Consider the following 20,906-nt stretch of genomic DNA (forward strand, 5'->3'; position numbering starts at 1 on the left):
CCGCGCGCGTTTGGGTCGGGACGTTCCGGCCCATGCTTGGGAAACGGGGGATTACCGTGGCAGGCTGCGCACTGGCCTCCGGCCGCGATGAAGAGTTGTCTTGCGTCCCGTGGAGCGACCGAGCTATGCATATGGAAATGCGGGAGAGCCCGCACAATCACCCCGCTGTTCCCGGTGTACCCGGTGTACCCGCAGTTGCCGCTGTTCCCGGTGTTGCCGCTGTTCCCGCGGATGAACAGCGGGATCAGCGGGACGGGACCGTTCAGCCCGCAGAGTCGGACGCCGGGTCACGGAACCGTCTGCTGGCCCGCGACGCGATATCGGCGGCGCAGGACGTCCTGCTGGAGCGTTACCGTCTCGCCTCCGCGCAGACGGCGTTCGACCTGCTGCGGGAGACCTCGCAGCGCCTCAACATCAAGATGCATACCCTCGCCGACGCGGTGGTGCGCGTGCCCGGCCCCGGTCCCGGGGCGGATCTGTGGTTCCCCGGCCGGGGCCGGAGCGCCCCGCCGCCTCTGCCGCTGCTGGGGATCGACCAGGATCGTCCCGTGCGGCTGCCCGAGGTGCTGAAGGCCGCGATGCGGCGGGTCCTGGACGTCACGGAGACGGACATGGGCAATGTCCAGCTGGCGGCCGGGAACGGCGTCCTCAGACTGGAGAGGCACACCGGTCTGGACCGGCAGTTCACCGACTTCTTCGCCTTCGTCGGCAGTCCGAACTCGGCGACGTCCTGCGGGTACGCGGCGGAGCAGCGGCGGCAGGTCACCGTCCGCGATGTGAGCACCGCGGACCTGTTCGACGAGGAATCGCGGCGGGTCATCCTGCGGGCCGGGAGCCGCGCCTGTCACAGCGTCCCGCTGGTCGACCCCCATGGGGTCCCGCTGGGCATGATCTCCTCCCATCACGAGCGTCCGCTGAACGATTTCAGCGCGGCGCGCATCGGTGCCTTGCGGGAGACGGGTACGGCGGTGGGCCGGTGGCTGTCCTGGTACCGGCGCACCACCGTTCTGGACGCGCTGGAGGACCTGCACAGGAGAGCGAGCGGTGCGGCCTCCGCCGGGCCGCCGTCATCGGCGTCCTCCGGGGCCGCCCCGGGACCGGCGGCGGAGGACTCCGCCCGGCGCCGGACGGACGGCCGGACGGACGGCGTGCGGCCGTAGCGTCCGGCGCTGTGCCGCCCGCCGGGCGCGGGCGGCGGTCCGGCGGGTCAGCCCGTCGGTTCGTCGGGAACGGGGTGCTCGGGGTGGACGCGGCCGTCCCGGGGGTCGTCCTCGGGTTCCGGGCCGGTTGCGTCGGTGCCGGGGGGGTCCTCGTCCTGCTCCGGTCCGTCGGGGGCGATGATCGCCAGCGGGTCGTCGTCGTGGTCGCCGTCCGCCTGCTGGTCCTCGGGGTCGCGGGGCAGCGGCACCTTCGGCTTGTCGCCCTCCGCCCGGTCGCTCGGCTCTTCCCGGTCGCTCGTCCGTTCCTGGTCGCTCATGCGTGGGTCACCTTCCTGTGGCCCGGCCGACGGGCACCGCCGTGCCGATATGTACGGCGTCCCGGCCCCTGCGGGCGGGACCGGTCCCGAACGGCCGTTCTCCGTTCCGCCCCGCCTGCCCCGCTCCCCCTCGGCCATGCCTTCCGGTCCGGGTCGTTCCGGGGTGGCGGGTCACGTGACCGGGCCGCGGGCCGCCGTCCGGGCCGCGGGCCGCCGTCCGGGCCGCGGGCCGCCGTCCGGCCGGGGCGGGAGCCGTCCTAGGGTGTGGGGATGCCGCTCCCCCGTCCTGAGGCCACGCCCTGTCCGGCCGCCGACGCGGTCCGCTCGCCGGACCCGGGGGCTCCCGAGCCGCCCGTGGCTCCCGGGCCGCGTGCGGGTGGCGGGCCGCGTGCGGGTGGCGGAGCCGGCGGGGCCGTCCCGGTGGCGGGCCCGGAGACGCGGTCGCTGCCGGTGGTCGCCGCGGGGGCGGTGGTGATGCCGTTCGCCGTCCAGTCGTACGACGAGGTCGTCGCGCACGACACCACCTGGGGCGAGCACTCCCATCCGTTCCACGAGCTGCTGTGGAACGGGCGCGGCGCGTCGACCGCGGTGGTCGGGGCGCGGGTCTGGACGATCACTCCCGCGCTCGGTCTGTGGATGCCGGCGGGCACCCTGCACTCGGGTTCGGCGGTGGCGGGGACCTGGTTCCGGGCGAGCTTCTTCGGGTTCCACACCACACCGTCCATCTCCCCGGCGCCGGTGGCCGTGGAGATCACCCCGCTGCTGCGGCTGCTGCTGGAGCGGCTCGGCGCTCCCGGGCTCTCCGCCGCCTCACGGGCGACCACCGAGGCGATGGTGCTCGACGTGCTCGAACCGTCGCCGCGCGAACTGCTGGTCCAGGCGCCCGCGTCGGCGCTGCTGCGGCCGATCGCCGCGGCGCTGCGGGCAGATCCGGGCGACCGGCGCACCCTCGCGGACTGGGCAACACAGCTGGGGGTGAGCGGCCGGACCATCAGCCGTGCGTTCAACGCGGAGACGGGGACCAGCTTCGCGCGCTGGATCGCCTCGGTCCGGGCTCAGCACGCCGTCGCCCTGCTGAGCCGGGGCTGGGACGTGGAGGCGGTGGCCGAAGAGGTCGGGTACCGGTCGGCGAGCGCCTTCGGGGCGGCGTTCCGGCGGACGACGGGGCTCACCCCTGGCACGTTCCGGGTGCTCTGAGGAGCGTTCCCCGACCACGGGCGGGTGCCTTGCCCCCGTACGCGCGGGCGGGCGTCCCGATCGCTACATCGGCTGTCCAAAAGGGCTGGTTGCGACACCGCGCGGCGTTCTCCTACAGTTCAAAGGCAAGCCTTACCTAAGTGCTTGCGTTCAGTTCGGTGCACACACTCCACGACGGCATCCCGGGACCCAGTACGTGCGAGGACCGGCACCTGGCATCCGGACAGTGGGGGTTCTCACCATCATGCGTTCATACCGTCTGCGGCTGTTCAGCACGGCCGCCGCACTTCTGACCCTCGCGGCCTGCGGCGGTCCCACCGACGCCGGGGGCGACGGCGAGGACGGCGCGGAGAAGGACTCCACTTCGTCCGCCGAGTCGTCCGGGAAGTCCTCCGGCACGTTCCCGCTCACGGTCGAGCACGCGCTGGGCAAGGCCACCCTCAAGGAGAAGCCGAAGCGCGTCGCCACGGTGAACTGGGCCAACCACGAGGTGCCGCTGGCCCTCGGCGTCGTCCCGGTCGGCATGGCCTCGGCGGACTTCGGTGACGACGACGGCGACGGGGTGCTGCCCTGGGTGGAGAAGAAGCTGGACGAGCTGGGCGCCAAGACCCCCGTCCTGTTCGACGAGAACGACGGCATCGACTTCGAAGCCGTCGCGGACACCGACCCGGACGTCATCCTCGCCTCCTATTCCGGTCTGACGAAGCAGGACTACGCCACCCTCAGCGAGATAGCCCCCGTGGTGGCGTACCCGGACGCCCCGTGGGCGACCCCGTGGCGGGAGATCGTGCGGAGCAACAGCAAGGCCATCGGGCTCGCCGACGAGGGCGAGAAGCTGATCGGGGAGCTGGAGGGCGACATCAGCCGGACCGTCGCCAAGTACCCGCAGCTCAAGGGCAAGTCGGCGATGTTCATGACCCATGTCGACCCCGGTGACGTCAGCAAGATCGGCTACTACACCGCGCACGACACCCGGACGCTGTTCTTCGAGGACCTCGGGCTGAGGATCCCCGGCAGCGTCGCCAAGGCGTCGAAGGGCACGGACAAGTTCGCGCTGACGCGCAGCGCCGAGCAGGTCGACGTGTTCGACGACGTCGACATCATCACCGGCTACGGCGACGGCAAGGGCGCGCTGACGAAGACGCTGCGCGAGGACCCGCTGCTGTCGAAGATCCCCGCGGTCGAGCGCGGCTCGATGTATCTGCTGCCCGGCAGCTCGCCGCTGGCGACGGCGGCCAACCCGACGCCGCTGTCGATCTCGTGGGTGCTGGAGGACTACGTGGCCGCGCTCGCCAAGGCCGCGGACAAGGTCAAGTGACGACCGTCCCCGCCCGTCGGACACCGGACGCCGCCGTGGTGCGGCGTCCGGTGCGTGCCCGGCCGCTGTGGCTCCTCGCGGCGGTCGTCGTGCTGGCCGCGCTGATGGTGGCCTCCGTCGCGTTCGGTTCCAGGGCCGTCGGCTGGTCCGACGTCTGGGCCGCGCTCGGCGGTTCGGACACGACCCTGGAGCAGGCCGCCGCCGTCAAGCGGATACCCCGCACGGTGCTCGCCGTGCTGATCGGGGCGGCGCTGGGTCTCGCGGGCGCCGTGATGCAGGGGGTGACACGCAATCCGCTGGCCGATCCGGGCATCCTGGGCGTCAACATGGGCGCGTCGCTCGCCGTGGTCACGGCGGTCGCGTTCTTCGGGCTCTCCTCCCCCGTCGGGTACATCTGGGTCGCGATGGCGGGGGCCGCGCTGTCGGCCGCGTTCGTGTACGGCGTCGGTTCGCTGGGCAGGGGCGGCGCCACCCCCCTGAAACTGGCGCTCTCCGGGGCGGCGACCTCGGCCGCGTTCGCCTCGCTGGTGACCGCCGTGGTGCTGCCGCGCAACGACATCGCCGGGAGCTTCCGGCTCTGGCAGATCGGCGGGGTGGGCGGCGCCTCCTTCGACCGTATCGGGCAGGTGCTGCCGTTCCTCGTGGTGGGGTTCGTGATCTGTCTGGTGTCGGCCAAGGCGCTGAACTCGCTGGCGCTCGGTGAGGAACTCGCGGCGGGCCTCGGCGAGCGGGTCGCCCTGGCCCGGGGCACGGCCGCGCTCGGCGCCGTCGTGCTGTGCGGCGCGGCGACCGCGGTCGCCGGGCCGATCGCCTTCGTCGGTCTCGTCGTCCCGCACGCCTGCCGGCTGCTCGCCGGGGTGGACCACCGGTGGCTGCTGCCCTTCTCCGCGCTGCTGGGCGCGGCACTGCTCACGGCGGCCGATGTGGCCGGGCGGGTGGTCGCCCGGCCCGCCGAGGTCGATGTGGGCATCGTGACGGCGCTGATCGGCGCCCCGTTCTTCATCTGGATCGTCCGCCGGCAGAAAGTGCGTGCTCTGTGAGCGCCGTCGTCCTCCCCCCACCGCAGTCCTCCACCGCGGCCGTGGCACGCGGCCGGGCCCGCCGGGCGGTTCGCCGTCGCACGGTCACCCTGGTGCTGGCCGGGTCCGTGGCGGCCGTGTTCACGGTGACCCTGATGGTCGGGCGGACGTACTACCCGCTCGACGACGTGATCCGGGTGGTGCTCGGTGAGCGGGTGCCGGGGGCGTCGTTCACGGTCGGCCGGCTGCGGCTGCCGCGGGCGGTGCTCGCCGTGGTGGCGGGCCTGAGCTTCGGGCTGGCCGGTGTCACCTTCCAGACCATGCTCCGCAATCCGCTCGCCAGCCCCGATGTCATCGGCATCAGTTCGGGCGCGAGCGCGGCGGCGGCCGTCGCGATCGTCACGCTGTCCCTCGGGGGTTCGCAGGTGTCGGGCCTGGCGATCGCCGCCGCCCTCGCCGTGGCGCTGCTCGTCTACACCCTGGCCTTCAAGGACGGGGTGGTGGGCACCCGGCTGATCCTCATCGGGATCGGTATCGCCGCGATGCTCGACAGCCTGATCGCGTATGTGCTCTCCCAGGCCGCCGAGTGGGATCTCCAGGAGGCGATGCGCTGGCTGACAGGCAGCCTCAACGGCACCACGTGGAACGAGACCGTGCCCGCCGCCGCGGCGCTGGCGGTGCTGGCCCCCGTGCTGCTGTCGCGGGCGCGCGATCTGTCGTCGATGCAGCTCGGGGACGACACCGCCGCCGCCCTCGGGGTCCGCGTCGAACGCACCCGGATCACGGTGATCGTCGCCGCGGTCGGGCTGATCGCGTTCGCCACGGCGGCGGCCGGGCCGATCGCCTTCGTCGCGTTCCTGTCCGGGCCCATCGCGGCGCGGATCACCGGGCCCGGCGGTTCGCCGCTGGTGCCCGCCGCGCTGGTCGGCGCGCTGCTGGTGCTGGTCGCCGATCTCACCGGTCAGTTCGCCTTCGACACCCGCTTCCCGGTCGGCGTCGTCACCGGTGTGCTCGGCGCTCCCTATCTCGTGTACCTGATCATCCGCACCAACCGCGCGGGAGGCTCCCTGTGACCACGACCCACTCCCTGGCGGCCGAGGGGCTCACCCTCGGCTACGGCGACCGCGTCGTCGTGGAGTCCCTGGACCTGCCGGTGCCGCCGGGCGGGATCACGGCGATCGTCGGTGCGAACGCCTGCGGCAAATCGACGCTCCTGCGGTCCATGTCCCGGCTGCTGGCGCCCCGCGCGGGCCGTGTCGTCCTGGACGGGAAGGAGGTGCACCGGCTGCCCGCGAAGGCACTCGCCCGCACGCTCGGGCTGCTGCCCCAGTCGCCGGTCGCGCCGGAGGGGATCACCGTCGGTGACCTCGTCGGCCGGGGACGCCATCCGCATCAGCGGGTGTTCTCGCGCTGGAACGCCGAGGACGACGCGGCCGTGGCGGCGGCGCTGGAGGCGACGGACACCACGGCCCTCGCCGACCGCTCCGTGGACGAACTGTCCGGCGGGCAGCGCCAGCGGGTGTGGATCGCGATGGCGCTCGCCCAGCAGACGGACATCCTGATGCTGGACGAGCCCACCACCTTCCTCGACGCGAGCCACCAGGTCGAGGTGCTGGACCTGCTGACGGATCTGAACCGCGTCCGGGGCACGACCGTCGTGATGGTCCTGCACGACCTCAACCTCGCCGCCCGGTACGCGGACCACATCGTCGCCCTCGCCGGGGGACGGCTGCACGCCGCCGGGACACCGGACGAGGTGCTGACGGAGGAGAACGTCCGCGCGGTGTTCGGTCTGCGCAGCCGCATCATCGAGGACCCGGTCTCCGGCCGGCCCCTGATGCTGCCCATCGGACGGCACGGCGTCAGGCCGGAGGGGCGGGAGGGACCGGTGCCCGCTCGCGCGGAGCGGGAGCGGGCGGTACCCGGTCCTGCCGAGGGCAAGCAGCCGGTACCCGGTCCGGCCGAGGGCGATCAGCCGGTACCCGCACCCGCGCAGGGCCATCGGCCGGTGCCCGCGGACAACTCCGGCTGACGGCTTGACGGCCTGATGGCCTGACGGCTTGACGCGGCGCCGGGGTCCGAGCGCCGCACACCACGGCGCCCCGGTCACGGACACCGGGGCCACCCAGCTCACCCGCGCGGCCCGCGCACCCCTCACACCCACCACCGGGAGTCGACTTGCCCAGCAGGACCGCCGCCATGACCGACGAGCACGACGCGGCCCCGTCCGCCGGGACGGCCGGTGTCCCGGCCGGAGCGGGCGGGACCGCGTGTCCCGTCGGCGCCCCTTCACCGGACGGGAGCGACTGCCGGTCCGGGTTCACCGAGGTGGGCTCGGCCGCGGAGCTGCGGGAGATCCTGGGCGAACCGCATCCGATCGTCATCGACAAGGTGCACACCCGGCTCGACGCGGACGACCTGGATGTCCTGGCCCGCTCCGCGTTCTGCCTGATAGCCACCTCCGACGCACACGGCTCCTGCGATGTCTCCCCGCGCGGCGACGTGCCCGGCTTCACCCATGTCGTGGCCCCCGGGACCCTGGCGCTGCCGGAGCGCCGGGGCAACCGGCGGGGCGACAGCCTCCACAACATCCTCGGCAATCCGCACGCCGGTCTGCTCTACCTCGTGCCCGGGAGCCAGGACGTCCTGCGGATCAACGGCAGGGCCCGGGTCCTGACCGACGCCCCGTTCTTCGACGCGATGGCCTCGCGCGGCCGGCGTCCCGACCTCGCCGTCCTGATCGAGATCGACGAGGTCTACCGGCACTGCGCGGCGTCCCTGAACCGTTCGGGACTGTGGGACACCACGACCTGGGAGAGCGTCTGACGCGGGACGCGCCGCCCGGGCCCGCCGCACCGGGGTCCGGTGCGGCCCGTCGGACCGGGCCCGTTACGCCTTGGCCGCCTGCTGGATGCGCACCATGTTGCCCGAGGGGTCGCGGAACGCGCAGTCGCGCGGGCCCCAGGGCTGGTCGATGGGCTCCTGGAGCACCTCGGCGCCCGATGACCGGACCCGCTCGAAGGCCCCGTCGACATCGTCGGTGCTGAAGACGATGTTCGGCAGGACACCCTTGGTGAGCAGGGCCTGCATGGCGTCGCCGTCGGCCTGGGAACGGCCCGCGTGGGGTTCCGAGAGCACGATCTCCAGATCCGGCTGGGTCGGGCTGCCGAGGGTGACCCAGCGGAATCCGCCGGAGGCGACGTCGTTGCGCGCTTCGAGGCCGAGCGCGTCCCGGTAGAAGGCGAGCGACTCGTCGGGGTCGTTCACGGTGATGTGGCAGTACTGGAGTGCGATGTTCATGCCGACCACGTTAGGCAGCGGTGGCGTCGCCCGCTTCTCGAATCCTGCTCGGCGGATTCTTCGTCGGGCGGGTGCGCAGTTTCGCGACGCAGGCGGGCATCGCCGCCACCGCGCTGTGCTCCTGCCCCCGGTACGCGCTCGGCGGCTGCCCCACCAGCTCGGTGAACCGCGAGCTGAACGAGCCGAGCGAGGTACAGCCGACGGCCATGCACGCGTCGGTCACGCTCATACCGCCGCGCAGCAGCGCCATCGCCCGCTCGATCCGGCGGGTCATCAGATAGCTGTACGGGGTCTCGCCGTACGCCGCCCGGAACCGCCGCGAGAAGTGCGACGGCGACATCAGCGCGTGGCGGGCCATCGTCGGCACGTCGAGCGGCCGCGCGTACTCGCGGTCCATGAGATCCCGGGCACGGCGCAGATAAGCGAGGTCGGCGAGCTCTTCCGGGGTCATGCGAACGACGCTATCACCGGGTCCCCGGGGGCGGCGGTACGACGGGTGAGCGGTGGCCGGGGCCGCGGACGTCGGCGGCTCGCGGGTCGTACGGGGAGGGGGCGCCGGTCGTAGGTGGCGGGGTGCCGGGTCGTACGTGGCGGGGCTACAGGTCGTACGTGGCGGGGCTCGGCGGGGTGTCGTTCCGTGCGGGGCGGACGACGTTTCCGGGCCGCCGCGGGGAGGTGGCGGGCCCTGGAGGGAAAACGCTTGTGCCGACGCCCGCCGAGGGGAGACGAACAGCGGGGGCGAAGGCTACCCTTACCCACGGTCGTCGGTGGTCAGGGGGTATGCCCGACCGGCGGCGGGGGAGGTCCCGGGCCCCGCGGGGGATGCGGGACCCGGGACGGCCCGTACGGCGGATCAGGCGTCGCGGGTGCGCAGTACCCCGTAACCGACCGCGTTGGCGGCCAGGGCCCAGAAGCAGAGCAGCGCGACCGCGCCGGTGGTGCCGTACGCGTCGGACTCGGCGATGCCCATCAGGGTCATACCGGCCGGGCCGGGCAGATAGTCGGCCGTCCGCGCGAGGAACTCCACCGACAGGGTCTGGAGGGTCATGGGCAGGACCAGCAGCACGAGGAAGCCCACGGTGACCGTGCCCGCGACACTGCGCAGTGCCGTGCCGATGCCGATGACGATCACCCCGACCGCGCCGAGGTAACCGCCGACCGCCAGGGTCCGGCCCACGACCGCCCCGGCGGTGACTGGGTCCGCGGCGGCGCCGAGCGAGGCGACGGCCGCGGCCAGCGCGAGCGGGGTGAGGAGCAGACCGGTCACGAACAGCACCGGGAAGAGCACCAGGCTCTTGGACAGCAGCATGCGGTGACGGATCGGCACCCACTGGAGGGTGGTGCGGATGCCGCCGGTCGCGTACTCGGTCGCGATGACCATGGCCGCGAGGGCCAGCACCGCGAACTGCCCCATGAAGACCGCCCCGGTGGCGACATTGTCCAGCGGCGCGGTCGGCAGCGCGGTGCCGCTGTCCGGCGCGGACCGGGCCGAGACACCCGCGATCACCGTGTAGGTGATCAGCAGGGCGGCCGTGGCGGCCAGGCACACCCAGGTGGAGCGCACTCCCCAAAGTTTGGTCCACTCGGCGGCGACGGCTCCCGTCAGCCCGCCGCGGCTCCCGGTCCCGCCGGTACGCCGGCCCGCCTCGCGGGCCTTGCGGGCGTTCGTGGTGGTGGTCGTCGTGTCGTGCTCGGGTGTCATCGGTCAGTCCCGTCCGCGTTCCGGGGGGTGCCGTACTCGACACTGCCGGAGGTCAGTTCCATGTAGGCCTCTTCGAGCGAGGGCTCCTGGAGGCGCAGTTCGTGCAGCCGGGTCCCGCTCCGATGGGCGAGGTCACCTATCTGCCCGGCCGTGGCGCCGTGCACCACGAGCGTGTCGCCGTCGGCGCTCTCCACGGCGAAACCCGCCGTGGTGATCATCGGCACCAGATCCGCCCGGCCCCGCGCGTCGGGGACCCGGACCCGGACGGTGCCCAGCGCGCTGCGTCCGATCAGCTCCGGGACCGGGGTGTCGGCGATCAGCCGTCCCCGGCCGATGACAACGACCTGGTCGGCGGTCTGCTGGAGTTCGCTCATCAGATGGCTGGAGAGGAAAACGGTGCGGCCCTCGTCGGCGAGGGACCGGGAGGTGCGGCGTATCCAGCGCACCCCGTCGGGGTCGAGGCCGTTCACGGGTTCGTCGAAGATCAGCACTCCGGAGTCGCCGAGCAGGGCCCCGGCGACCCCCAGCCGCTGGCCCATCCCGAGGGAGAACAGCCCGACCCGCCGTCCCGCGACGGCCGTCAGTCCGACCGCGTCGAGCACCTCGTCCACCCGTCGCCGGGGGATGCCGTTGCTGCGGGCCATGGCCAGCAGATGGTTGGCGGCGGTCCGTCCCGGGTGCATTGCCTTGGCGTCCAGGAGGGCGCCGACCTCCCGCAGGGGGCGGCGCAGATCCTCGTAGCGGCGTCCCGCGACCAGGGCGCGGCCCGCGGTCGGGCGGTCGAGGCCGAGGATCATCCGCATGGTGGTCGACTTCCCGGCGCCGTTGGGGCCGAGGAAGCCGGTCACCCGGCCGGGGTGGACGTCGAGGGTCAGTTCGTGCACGGCGTGGACCGTGCCGTAGGTCTTGGTGAGTCCGTGCAGGGTGATCATGTCGCCGTCCCGTCGTGGCGCCGGTCCGCCGGGAGCGGGCCGCTCAAAGGCGTTGCCAGGGGCGGGTGTCGATGGCTACGCACCGGTGGTCACCGCCGTCCGTGGGTCGTGCGCGATGGCTGTCGTCCGTGTCATGGCAGCGAGTGTGGAAGGGCGGACCGGGCCGCCGCATCGGCGGGAAGTCCATGGCGGGACCGCACTTGGGCGCGGGCCGGTCTCCTCCTTGCGTGGGGGGTGGGGAGCGACTTCCGGCGGACGACCTGTGCCGCGCGACGCCCTTAGGCTCGGCGGGTGACCAGTCGATCCAGCACCGCCGCCGGCCCCCGACCGGGCACCCCGCTCCGGGGGCGCTCACGGGGGCGGTTCGGCCGCTGCGGCCCTTGGCCGTCGGCGGTGCTACTCATGGGCGGGGCGTTCGTCCCGGCCCAGGGCGGTCCGGTCCTCGGGGCGGGGCCGGGGATGTCCACCCCGTGGGGGCTTGTGCTGGCCGGAGCGGTCGGGGCGGGTTCGGCGCTCTCGGTCCTGGCGCTGCCCAGGCTTCGCTCGGCGCCGGTGACGCCGCTGGTGGTCGTGGGGTGCGCGGGGTGGGTAGTGGCGTCGGTCTGGACGACGCTGTGCGCGGCCTCGTACCTCGTGGCCGCCACGGTGCGGGAGCCTGCGCGCCGGATCGCGTACGTGGCGGGGGCGGTCGTCCTCGTCCTGCTGCCGACGGCGGCCGGGCTCGCGTTCGCGAGGGCGGAGGTCAGCTGGGAGGATCTGCTGCCCGCGCTGGGTGGGGCCGCCCTGTTCGTGGGGCTGCCCTTCGCACTCGGGCTGTGGAACCTGGCCCGCCGGGACGTGGTCGAGGGGCTGCGGGAACGCGCCGCGCAGCTGGAGCGCGAGCAGGCGGCCCGCGCCGCGCGGGCCCGGGTGCGCGAACGCACGCGGATCGCCCGGGACATGCACGACGTGGTCGCCCACCGGGTCTCGCTGATGGTGCTGCACGCCGGGGCGCTGGAGGTCAACGCGAAGGACCGGGCGACGGCGGACGGCGCGGAACTCATCCGGACCACGGGCCGTGAGGCACTGGCCCAGCTCCGGGACGTGCTCGGGGTGCTGCGGAGCTCGGACGGCGAGGAGCCCGCGGTCGGGCCGCCGCCGACGCTGGTGGACCTCGCACGACTCCTCGACGAGTCGAGGGCCGCCGGGATCATGGTCACCCGGCGCGACGAGGGCACCCCGCGGCAGTTGCCCCCGCTGGTCGGGCACGCGGCCTACCGGGTGGTGCGCGAAGCGCTCACCAATGTGCACAAGCACGCCCCAGGGGCCCGTACCGAGGTGCTGGTCCGCTATCACGGGACCGGGCTGGAGATCGCGGTCCGCAACGGCGCCGACAGCGCTGCCGAGCCGCTGCCGGGCAGTGGCATGGGACTCGTCGCGCTGCGCGAGCGTGTCGAGCTGCTGGACGGCGAGTTCACCGCGGGCGCCCGCGCGGACGGCGGATTCGTCGTCCGCGCGCGGATGCCGCTCCCTCCGCCCCGGTCGGAGACACACGGATGATCCGGGTCCTGATAGTCGACGACGAGGCGCTGGTACGCGCCGGGCTGCGCATGATCCTCGGACCGGCCGAGGGGATCGAGGTGGTCGGGGAGGCCGCCGACGGGAGCGGGGCGGTGGCCGCGGTGGCCGGGCACCGCCCGGACGTGGTGCTGATGGACGTACGGATGCCCGGGATGGACGGGCTGACCGCGCTCAAGGAGGTGCGTCGCGCGGCACATCCGCCGCATGTCGTCATGCTGACGACCTTCGACCTCGACGACCATGTGCACACGGCGCTGCGCCACGGCGCCGCCGGGTTCCTCCTCAAGGACACCTCACCGCGTGATCTGGCCGCCGCGATCCGCACCGTCGCCGAGGGCAGCGCGATGCTCGCACCCAGGGTCACCAAACGGCTGATCGACGTGTTCGCCGGGCTGGAGTCCGCCGACGCGGTCCACGCCCGGGAACGGCTGTCGGTGCTGACAGGCCGTGAGGAGGAGGTGGTACGGGCCCTCGCCCGGGGTCTGCCCAACGCCGGGATCGGGCGGGAACTCGCCATGGGGGAGAGCACGGTGAAGGCCCATGTGAGCAGCGCCCTGGCCAAGTTGGGCCTGTCGAACCGGGTACAGGTCGCGCTGCTCGCCCGGGACGCGGGGTGGGGCTGAGCGGACGGCTGCACGGCTGCCACCTGGGGGTGAGGGTTCCGGGAGTGCCCAGTTCCCGCGGTGGGCCCGGAACCGCGCAGGGTTTCTCCCAGCTGGGTCCGGGTGCGGTGGCCGGGGTGTGGGCGGCTGCCGTCGGACGGTCCGGACGGGACGGGCAGGCCTGGCGCGGTCGGGATGCGTCCTTGCGGGTGAGGCGTCGGCTACCGGGGTTGCCGGTTCGGCAACAACTGTCGCGTGGGGGGCGGGGTTCCGCCGATGATCGGGAGAGCGGGCGTCCGGCACGGGCGTCCGGAGGAGCGAGGGTCCTGGAGGATTCATGTCGCGGCAGGCCATGGACGTCACCCACCGGCTGGTCCCGTCGGGGGCGGGGCGGACGCATCTGGTGGAGCAGGGCAGCGGGCCGATGGTGCTGCTGGTGCACGGGTTCCCGGAGTCCTGGTACTCCTGGCGGCATCAGCTGCCGGCGCTGGCGGCGGCAGGTTACCGTGCCGTCGCCATGGACGTCCGGGGCTACGGGCGGTCCTCCCGGCCGGCCGCCACCGACGCGTACCGGATGCGGGAGCTGGTCGCGGACAGCGCGGCGGTGGTGCGCGCGCTGGGCGAGGAGTCCGCGGTGATCGTCGGGCACGACTGGGGGTCGGCCGTCGCGGCGAACTCCGCCCTGCTCAGGCCGGACGTGTTCCGCGCGGTGGGGCTGCTCGGCGTCCCGTACACACCGCGTGGCGGTCCGCGGCCCAGTGAGGTCTTCGCGGGGATGGGCGGGGCGGACGAGTTCTACGTCTCCTACTTCCAGGAGCCAGGCCGCGCCGAGGCCGAGATCGAGCCCGATGTGCGCGGCTGGCTCGCCGGTCTCTACGCGGCGCTGTCCGGCGGCACGATGCCGGGGCCCGGCGCCCCCGACCCGCACTTCGTGCGGCGTGGCGGGACGATGCGCGAGCGGTTCCCCGCCGGGCCGCTGCCCGGCTGGCTCAGCGACGCCGAACTCGACGTCTACGCGGCGGAGTTCGAGCGGACCGGGATGCGCGGGGCCCTCACGCGGTACCGGAACATGGACCGGGACTGGGAGGATCTCGCGGACCTCGACGGCGCCCCGGTCACCCAGCCGTCCCTCTTCATCGGCGGTGGCCTCGACGCCTCCCTGGTGTGGTCGGCCGAGGCGGTCGCGGCGTTCCCCACGACGCTGCCCGGTCTGCTCTCGTCCACCGTCCTCGACGGCTGCGGCCACTGGGTCCAGCAGGAGCGGCCCGCCGAGGTCAACCGGCTGCTCACCGACTGGCTGGCCGCGCTGCCCGGGTGAGCGGGGCCCGGAGGCCGGGTGAGCCACGGGCCGGGGCGCGGGCGGGTTCCGGCCAGGGAGTGCCGCCACCGGGACGAAAACCGCTTGCCGCCGCGGCCGGGACCGGCGATAGGTTCACGATCATGGATGAGACCACCCTGCTCGAAAGGTCCGGCGGTCCGGTCACCCGGCGGCGGATCGCCCAGGACCTGACCGCGCTCGGACTCGGTGCCGGGGACACCGTGATGTTCCATACCAGGATGTCGGCGATCGGCTACGTGGCCGGTGGACCGCCCACCGTGATCAGTGCCCTGCTGGACGTGGTGGGCGCCCGGGGCACCCTGATGGTGACCTGCGGCTGGAACGACGCGCCGCCCTACGACTTCGTGACCTGGCCGCAGGAGTGGCAGGACGCCCTGCGCGCCGGACAGCCCGCCTACGACCCCGTGCTGAGCGAGGCCGACCACAACAACGGCCGGCTGCCGGAGGCGTTGCGCCGCTGGCCGGGGGCCGTCCGCAGCAGGCATCCCGACGCGAGCTTCGCCGCGCTGGGCGCGCGGGCGTCGGAGCTGACGGCCGACCACCCGTGGGACGGCCCGCACGGCCCGGGCAGTCCGCTGGCCCGGCTCGCCGCGCACGGCGGACGGGTGCTCCTGCTGGGCGCGCCCCTGGACACCATGACACTGCTGCACCACTCCGAGGCGCTGGCGAAGGCCCCGGGCAAGCGGTTCGTGGAGTACGAACAGCCGGTGCTGGCCGGCGGCGAGCGTGTGTGGCGCCGCTTCCACGACATCGACTCGGAGGAGGGCGCGTTCGACTACTCCCCCGCGGTTCCCGAGGACGCGGAGCCGTTCGAGGTCATCGCGCGGGACATGCTGGCCGCGGGGATCGGCCGCGAGGGGCGGGTGGGCGCGGCGCGGAGCTTCTTGTTCGAGGCCGCCGAGGTGGTGGACTTCGGGGTCTCGTGGATCGAGGAGAAGCTGAACGGGTAGCCGGGCGCGGGGCGTTCCGCCGGAGGCCACCGCTCCGGGGCCCGGCGTAGGCACCCGGCCCCGTCCCCCGGGTCCGGCTCCAGCTCCGACTCCGGGTCCGTCCTCGGGTCAGGGTCCGTCCTCGGGTCAGGGCAGGAGCTGGCGGGTGAGGAGGTCTGCGGCCCAGTGCTCCCAGCGGTCGGGGGACCAGCCCTGGGTGGTGACCAGCAGCCCGTAGGTCTCCGGGCCGAGGACCGTGAACATGATGTCGGCGGCGGACCGGGCGTCATGGCCGTCGCGCAGCGGGCCGCCGGGCTCGTCGGGCGTACCGGCCTCGGTGGGCTTGCCGGTCTCGGCCGTCTTGGCCGTCTCTGCGGTCAGGGCCGTCTCGGCCGCCTTGGCGGTCAGGGCGTGCGCGAAGTGGAGCTGTACGGTGTGCCGTTGCTCCAGATTGATCCGCCACAGCGCGGCGAGTTCCGGCTCGGCCGTGGCCGCCGTGCGGACCACCTCCAGGACGGGCGCGGCCCGTTCCAGCACCCGGCGGGCCCCGGCGGCCTGCCGGGCGAGCTGAGCGGCCGGGTCGGGTTCGGCGACGACCTCGCGGGCCCAGGGGCGGTCGAGGGTGGCGGCCGGGTCGGCGTCCCCGGCGATCGCGGTGTCGAGCACCTCCCCCAGCAGAGCGCGTTTGGTGCCGAAGGTGAAGTACACGGTCTGCACGCCCACTTCGGCGGCGCGGGCGATGTCCTCGACGGTGGCGCCCGTCCAGCCGCGCTCGACGAAGAGCCGGGCGGCGGCGTCGAGCATGCGCCGCCGGGTGCGGCGGGTCTTCTCCGCGCGGGTGAGCGGTGCGGTCATCGGTGTCTCCCTCGGGCCTGCGGTCACGTCGGCGTGCGCCCGGGGCCGGGCGGGTGGCGCGGGACGGGGCGGGGCCCGGTCGCGGTGCGGTGACCTGGGGTGGGTGGCCCCGGAGCCAGGAGTGGGTGGCCCTGCGGGGCCGGGGTGGGTGGCCCTGGGGGCCGGGATGGATGCCCGGACCCCGCCTTTCGCTGTAGTGACACTACAGTGTGTTTCACTGGAGTATGACTACAGCGAATCCCGGTGGTCCGGCCGGGCGAATTCTGGTTCCCGGCGGCTACGGAGCGGTCGGGGCGACGGTGACCAGCACGCTCCGCGACTGGTTCCCCGGCCGGGTGGTGCCCGGCGGACGGGATGCGGCAAAGGCGGAGCGGCACGGCGGGGTCCGGGTCGACGTGGGCGACCCGGCGGGGTTCGGCGCCGTCCTGGACGAACTCGGCGATGTGACGCTGGTGGTGCTGTGCGTCGAGCCCCCGGACCAGGGCATCGCGCGGGTGTGTCTGGAACGCGGTGCGGGGCTGGTCGACATCGGTGCCACCCGGCGGCTCCTCGACGGTGTCACCGCGCTGCGGGACATCGCGGTCGGCTCGGGCGCGGCGGCCGTCCTCAGTGTGGGGGTCGCGCCGGGGCTGACGAACCTCCTCGCGCGCCGCGCCCACGAGGAGGTCGGCGGGGCGGACCGGATCGACCTCACGGTGCTGCTCGGGTCGGGCGAACGGCACGGCGCCGACGCCGTGCGCTGGACCGTGGACGGGCTCGCCGCGCCGACCGCCGCCCGCCCCCTGCGGATCTACCTGCCCGGCCACGGGACCAGGACCGCGTACCCGTTCCCGTTCTCCGACCAGCACACGCTGGCGCGGACCCTCGGGGTGGCGGAGGTGACCACCCGGCTGTCCCTCGATTCCCGGGCGCTCACCGCGCTGCTGTTCGCCCTGCGCCGCACCGGGGCGCTGCGCGCCGTCCGCCGGGCGGGACCGCGACGGCTGCTCACGGAGGCATTCCGCCGGGTGCGCCTGGGGGGTGACCGGTTCGTGGTGCGCGCCGACGCCCACCGGGGCGGCAGACATGCCGCGTGGGCCGCCACCGGCCGGGAACAGAGCCGGTTCACCGCGCTGATGGCCGCCCACGCGGCCCGGGAGGTGCTCAGCGGCGCCGTTCCCCCGGGCGTCCACCACATCGAGGAACTGCCGGTGTTCGCGAAGCTGCCCGAAGCGCTGACCGGTGCCGGGCTCACCGTCCGGCGGCTGCTGCCCGGGGACATCCGTTGACCGCCGACCCGCGCGGCACGGCCGCGCACCACCGGGACGGCACCGGCCCTCGGACCGGGACCGGGCAAGGTACCGGACCCACGCATCCGCACTGGCGGGACGGCGGCCCGCGCGCGTACACCGACGCGGGCGACGCCTGGGCACACGCGGCGGACGACGTCATGGCGGTGGCCCTCGCGGAGTCGGTCGTACCGGGGGCCGTGGGAACGGGGGCGGCCGGCAGGAGGACCGCTGGTACGGGTACCGCCGGTGCGAGGGCGGCGCGAACAGAGGCCGCCGGTACGGGGACAGCGGATGCCTGCGCAACGGGTACGGGTCGCGGGACAGCCGACGCCGGACCGCCGGGCGCGGGCACCGGGTCGGCGGCCGACGCCTGGGCGCACCGAGCGGGAGCCGGGGTGACGGGGTCGCGGGTCCTCGACGTGGGCACCGGCTCCGGCCCCGCCGCGCTGGCCGCCGCGCGCGCGGGCGCCACCGCTGTCGGGCTGGACCGCGAACCGGGGCTGCTGCGGCTCGCCGGGGACCGGGCCCGGGACACCGGGCTCGGCGGCCGGACCCGCTTCGTGGCGGGGGACGCGACGGCGTTGCCGTTCGCGACGGACAGCTTCGACGTGGTGGTGTCCACCTTCGGGGTGATGTTCGCACCGGACCCGGTCGGCTGCGCCGCCGAACTGGTCCGGGTCTGCCGTCCCGGCGGGCTGGTGGCGGTCGCGTCCTGGACCCCTGACGGTGTGATGGGCCGTATCGCGCCCACCGTCACCCGCCGGCTCCCGGCGCCCCCGTCCGGTCCGGTCCCCACCCGCTGGGGCGACCCCGAGCACGTCCGCCCCTGGTTCGCCCCGCTGTCGGTGACCGTTCGTACCCGGGTGTGCGGTGTCCGGGTCGCCTACCCCTCCGTCGCGGCGGCCGTCCGTGTCTTCGAGAACAAGCCCGGCCCGCTGCGCGCGCACCGGGCCGCCCTGGAGGCGGCGGGCCGGTGGACGGCGGCACGGGCCGCGCTGTCGTCCCTGTTCGCCGAGCACAACACGGCCACCGACGGCCGCCTGGTGTGGGACGTCCCCTACCTGTTGGTTCTCGCGCGGGTGGGCGGTACGGCTCCCCGTGCGTGAACCGTCATGGGGGTCCTGGCCGTCCGGGTCGTCCCGGTCCTGAAGCAGACGGCCAGGACGACCCGGGTCAGGTCCCCTCACGACCCGTCCGGACCCCGGGCCGAGTGGGTCGCCGGACGCCGACCGAGCGCCGACCGGACGCCCTACGGCACCGCCCGTCCGACAGGCTCCGACGACGTGCCGGTCCCCGGCGTACCGGCCGGGCCGGACGCCCCCGCCGGGTCCGGGGCATCCGTCGGAACCGGCACACCCGCGAGGTCCGGGACGCCCGCCGACCCCGGGGCATCCGCCGCGCCCGGGTCGCCGGAACGGGTACGGGAGCCGCCCGCCCCCGGCCGGAGGAACAGCATCAGCGCCGTCACCACGGCCACCGCCGACACCCCGAACAGCAGGGTCCGGTCCGACACCGCGCCACCGATCCGGGAGACCTGGCCCTCCAGCGCGACCTCGGTCCCCGTCCCCAGCAGCGACGGCAGGGCCGACGTCCCGTCGAACAGCAGGAAGAGGGTGCCCAGCGCGATGAAGAACACCCCGCCGGCCAGGGACGTCGAGTGCACGGTGAACGGACCGGCCACCAGGGGCCGACCGCGCAGCCAGCGCTTGCGGCCGAGGTCGAAGCGGTCCCACAGCAGCGCCAGGACGAACAGCGGCAGCGCCATGCCCAGGGCGTACACGGCCAGCAGCAGACCGCCGTGCAGCGGGCTGCCGCCGATCGCCGCGACGGTCAGGATGCCGCCGAGGATCGGGCCCGCGCAGAACCCGGCCAGCCCGTACACCGCGCCCAGGACCACCACCGACAGCGCCGAGCCCGAACGCTGCTCCCCCGCCACCCGCTGGAGCCTGCGGGCGCCGAAGCCGAGCCCGAGGATCTGCGCGGCGCCGAGGGCGATGACCGTCCAGCCGCCGACGGCGACGAGCGTGTCGCGGTGTCCGTAGAACAGTCTGCTCGCGAAGGACCCGGCGACGCCCAGCGGGACGAGCGTCGCGCAGAGCCCCGCGTAGAACAGCGCGGTGCGGACGACGAGCCGGGTGCGGGTGGTGAAGGAGTACGCGAAGAAGGCGGGGAGCAGCAGCGCGCTGCACGGGCTCAGCAGGGCGAGAAGACCGCCGAGGAAGGCGGCCGTGTGCGTGATCCCGTTCATCGCCCGGTCGACTCCCGCTCCGTGGTGGCGCCGGAGGGCGTCGGCCCCGCGGCGGCGCGTGCCGCGTCGAGCGCCTTCTCGACGGCCTGCTCGAAGGACTCGGCGGGCTGGGCGCCCAGTACCGGGATGTCGTTGACCAGGAACGCGGGTGTGCTGGAGACACCGAGGGCGTATCCCTCCTCCTTGTCGCGCTCCACGGCCCGCTTCGCCCCGGGCGAGTCGAGGTCCCTGGCGAAGCGGGCCGCGTCGGGGACGCCCGCCTCCTTCGCCATGGCGATCACCTTGCCCCGGGCGTAGGCGCCCTGGTTGCGGGGGCGTTCCTCGCCGAAGGCCGTGTCGTGGAACTCCCAGAACTTCCCTTGCTGTCCGGCGGCCCAGGTGGCCCGGGCCGCGCGCTCGGACTCCTCGCCGAAGAGCGGGAAGTTGCGCCATTCGATGCGCAGCAGCCCCTTGTCCACGTACCGGCTGATGAGTCCGGGTTCGGTGCCGCGTGCGAACTCGCGGCAGAAGGGGCACTGGAAGTCCGAGTACTCGATCATGACGACCGGCGCGTCGACCCGGCCGATCGCCAGCCGGTCGTCCGCGTCCCGCCGTGCGAGACCGAGGAGTTCGGTGTTCCGCGGGTCCGGTTCCACCGGTTCGACGGACCCGGCGGCGGCCGGGGCGGAGGGCGCGGACCGGGCGCCGCTACGGTCCCGGTCGGACTCCTCACCGCCGAGGCTGAGCGCGAAGGCGGCGGTGCCGAGACCCAGCGCCAGGACGAGGAAGGCCGCGGCCTTGCGCCGCCGGGTCGCGTCCGGGGGTACGGGGAGAGAGGAGCGCGGGGCGGTGCCGGAGGCCGTGTCGGGGGTGGTCTGAGCGGGGGTGGCCTGACCGGGGGTTACCGGGTCGAGGCTTGTCGGCTCGGGGGTGGCCTTGCCGGAGGCCGCCTTGTCGGTGGGCGCGGGGCCGGCCGGGGTGAGCGGGGCGGGCGGAGCCGGGGGGCCGTCGGGGGTGTCGGCCGGGGTGTCGGCGGGGGCGGCCTTGTCCGTGGAATCAGTCTTGTCCTGGGCGGCCGGGGCTGTGGGATCGGTCGGCGTGCCCGTCGGTTCGGGGGACGGGCCGGTCGGGTCAGGGGTCTGGGACGGCATGGGTACCTCTTGGATCGGTGCGTACGG

General features: G+C 74.3%; 21 protein-coding genes. 13 read left to right on the forward strand and 8 right to left on the reverse strand.

What is annotated here, in order from left to right; translation table 11 throughout:
* Positions 1–125 precede the first annotated feature (125 nt).
* Complete coding sequence (locus OG711_RS05110; protein WP_329558530.1) at positions 126–1,160, forward strand: GAF and ANTAR domain-containing protein; 1,035 nt, start codon at positions 126–128, stop codon at positions 1,158–1,160.
* A gap of 47 nt (positions 1,161–1,207) precedes the next feature.
* Here the strand turns inward: OG711_RS05110 and OG711_RS05115 are convergent, their stop codons facing one another.
* Positions 1,208–1,477: a hypothetical protein gene (locus tag OG711_RS05115; protein ID WP_266505760.1), complete on the reverse strand. Its 270-nt coding sequence runs from the start codon at positions 1,475–1,477 to the stop codon at positions 1,208–1,210.
* A gap of 474 nt (positions 1,478–1,951) precedes the next feature.
* Here OG711_RS05115 and OG711_RS05120 point away from each other — a divergent pair, with 474 nt between their 5' ends.
* From OG711_RS05120 to OG711_RS05145, 6 genes are all read left to right on the forward strand, one after another.
* Positions 1,952–2,674 carry a helix-turn-helix domain-containing protein gene (locus tag OG711_RS05120; RefSeq protein WP_329563624.1) on the forward strand — a complete coding sequence of 241 codons (723 nt, stop codon included), beginning with the start codon at positions 1,952–1,954 and terminating at the stop codon, positions 2,672–2,674.
* Positions 2,675–2,918: 244 nt separating this feature from the next.
* A complete protein-coding gene (locus tag OG711_RS05125; protein ID WP_329558531.1) occupies positions 2,919–3,992 on the forward strand; it encodes an iron-siderophore ABC transporter substrate-binding protein in 1,074 nt (357 codons plus the stop codon).
* Positions 3,989–5,032 (forward strand): FecCD family ABC transporter permease, encoded by a 1,044-nt coding sequence (locus OG711_RS05130; RefSeq protein ID WP_073786833.1) that lies wholly within the window; start codon positions 3,989–3,991, stop codon positions 5,030–5,032. The genes OG711_RS05125 and OG711_RS05130 overlap by 4 nt, the downstream gene beginning before the upstream one ends.
* Positions 5,029–6,084 (forward strand): FecCD family ABC transporter permease, encoded by a 1,056-nt coding sequence (locus OG711_RS05135; protein WP_329558532.1) that lies wholly within the window; start codon positions 5,029–5,031, stop codon positions 6,082–6,084. Before OG711_RS05130 ends, OG711_RS05135 begins: the two co-directional genes overlap by 4 nt.
* Positions 6,081–7,043: an ABC transporter ATP-binding protein gene (locus tag OG711_RS05140; protein ID WP_079184531.1), complete on the forward strand. Its 963-nt coding sequence runs from the start codon at positions 6,081–6,083 to the stop codon at positions 7,041–7,043. Before OG711_RS05135 ends, OG711_RS05140 begins: the two co-directional genes overlap by 4 nt.
* 146 nt (positions 7,044–7,189) lie before the next feature.
* Positions 7,190–7,837, forward strand: a complete 648-nt coding sequence (locus tag OG711_RS05145; protein ID WP_329558533.1) for an MSMEG_1061 family FMN-dependent PPOX-type flavoprotein — start codon at positions 7,190–7,192, stop codon at positions 7,835–7,837.
* 63 nt (positions 7,838–7,900) lie between these two features.
* Here OG711_RS05145 and OG711_RS05150 read toward each other — a convergent pair whose 3' ends face one another.
* From OG711_RS05150 to OG711_RS05165, 4 genes are all read right to left on the reverse strand, one after another.
* Positions 7,901–8,311, reverse strand: coding sequence for a VOC family protein (locus OG711_RS05150; RefSeq protein ID WP_329558534.1), 411 nt, complete (start codon positions 8,309–8,311; stop codon positions 7,901–7,903).
* Positions 8,312–8,321: 10 nt separating this feature from the next.
* A complete protein-coding gene (locus tag OG711_RS05155; RefSeq protein ID WP_329558535.1) occupies positions 8,322–8,762 on the reverse strand; it encodes a helix-turn-helix transcriptional regulator in 441 nt (146 codons plus the stop codon).
* Between the two features lie 402 nt (positions 8,763–9,164).
* Entirely contained in the window at positions 9,165–10,013 is an 849-nt protein-coding gene (locus tag OG711_RS05160) for an ABC transporter permease (protein ID WP_329558536.1), read from the reverse strand.
* Positions 10,010–10,945 carry an ATP-binding cassette domain-containing protein gene (locus OG711_RS05165; RefSeq protein ID WP_329558537.1) on the reverse strand — a complete coding sequence of 312 codons (936 nt, stop codon included), beginning with the start codon at positions 10,943–10,945 and terminating at the stop codon, positions 10,010–10,012. Before OG711_RS05165 ends, OG711_RS05160 begins: the two co-directional genes overlap by 4 nt.
* Positions 10,946–11,347: 402 nt before the next feature.
* On the opposite strand from OG711_RS05165, the gene OG711_RS05170 reads away from it, so the two are divergent.
* The 4 genes from OG711_RS05170 (at position 11,348) to aac(3) (ending at position 15,396) form a co-directional block, all read left to right on the forward strand.
* Positions 11,348–12,484 (forward strand): sensor histidine kinase, encoded by a 1,137-nt coding sequence (locus OG711_RS05170; RefSeq protein ID WP_073786844.1) that lies wholly within the window; start codon positions 11,348–11,350, stop codon positions 12,482–12,484.
* On the forward strand, positions 12,481–13,128 hold the full coding sequence (locus OG711_RS05175) for a response regulator transcription factor (protein WP_329558538.1): 648 nt from the start codon (positions 12,481–12,483) through the stop codon (positions 13,126–13,128). The genes OG711_RS05170 and OG711_RS05175 overlap by 4 nt, the downstream gene beginning before the upstream one ends.
* Before the next feature lie 316 nt (positions 13,129–13,444).
* Positions 13,445–14,425 (forward strand): alpha/beta fold hydrolase, encoded by a 981-nt coding sequence (locus OG711_RS05180; RefSeq protein WP_329558539.1) that lies wholly within the window; start codon positions 13,445–13,447, stop codon positions 14,423–14,425.
* Between the two features lie 122 nt (positions 14,426–14,547).
* Positions 14,548–15,396 carry an aminoglycoside 3-N-acetyltransferase gene (gene aac(3) / locus OG711_RS05185; RefSeq protein WP_329558540.1) on the forward strand — a complete coding sequence of 283 codons (849 nt, stop codon included), beginning with the start codon at positions 14,548–14,550 and terminating at the stop codon, positions 15,394–15,396.
* Positions 15,397–15,522: 126 nt separating this feature from the next.
* Here aac(3) and OG711_RS05190 read toward each other — a convergent pair whose 3' ends face one another.
* The gene (locus OG711_RS05190) at positions 15,523–16,230 is read right to left on the reverse strand and encodes a TetR/AcrR family transcriptional regulator (RefSeq protein WP_329558541.1); all 708 of its coding nucleotides are present in this window, start codon (positions 16,228–16,230) and stop codon (positions 15,523–15,525) included.
* Positions 16,231–16,529: 299 nt separating this feature from the next.
* Here OG711_RS05190 and OG711_RS05195 point away from each other — a divergent pair, with 299 nt between their 5' ends.
* Complete coding sequence (locus tag OG711_RS05195) at positions 16,530–17,498, forward strand: saccharopine dehydrogenase family protein (RefSeq protein WP_329558542.1); 969 nt, start codon at positions 16,530–16,532, stop codon at positions 17,496–17,498.
* Positions 17,495–18,607, forward strand: a complete 1,113-nt coding sequence (locus tag OG711_RS05200; RefSeq protein WP_329558543.1) for a class I SAM-dependent methyltransferase — start codon at positions 17,495–17,497, stop codon at positions 18,605–18,607. The genes OG711_RS05195 and OG711_RS05200 overlap by 4 nt, the downstream gene beginning before the upstream one ends.
* Before the next feature lie 143 nt (positions 18,608–18,750).
* Here OG711_RS05200 and OG711_RS05205 read toward each other — a convergent pair whose 3' ends face one another.
* Together OG711_RS05205 and OG711_RS05210 are read right to left on the reverse strand one after the other, a co-directional pair.
* Positions 18,751–19,749, reverse strand: a complete 999-nt coding sequence (locus tag OG711_RS05205) for a cytochrome c biogenesis protein CcdA (protein WP_329558544.1) — start codon at positions 19,747–19,749, stop codon at positions 18,751–18,753.
* The gene (locus OG711_RS05210; RefSeq protein WP_329563626.1) at positions 19,746–20,507 is read right to left on the reverse strand and encodes a DsbA family protein; all 762 of its coding nucleotides are present in this window, start codon (positions 20,505–20,507) and stop codon (positions 19,746–19,748) included. The genes OG711_RS05205 and OG711_RS05210 overlap by 4 nt, the downstream gene beginning before the upstream one ends.
* Between the last annotated feature and the right edge of the window lie 399 nt (positions 20,508–20,906).

It is taken from the genome of Streptomyces uncialis (assembly GCF_036250755.1).
Lineage (GTDB): Bacteria > Actinomycetota > Actinomycetes > Streptomycetales > Streptomycetaceae > Streptomyces > Streptomyces uncialis.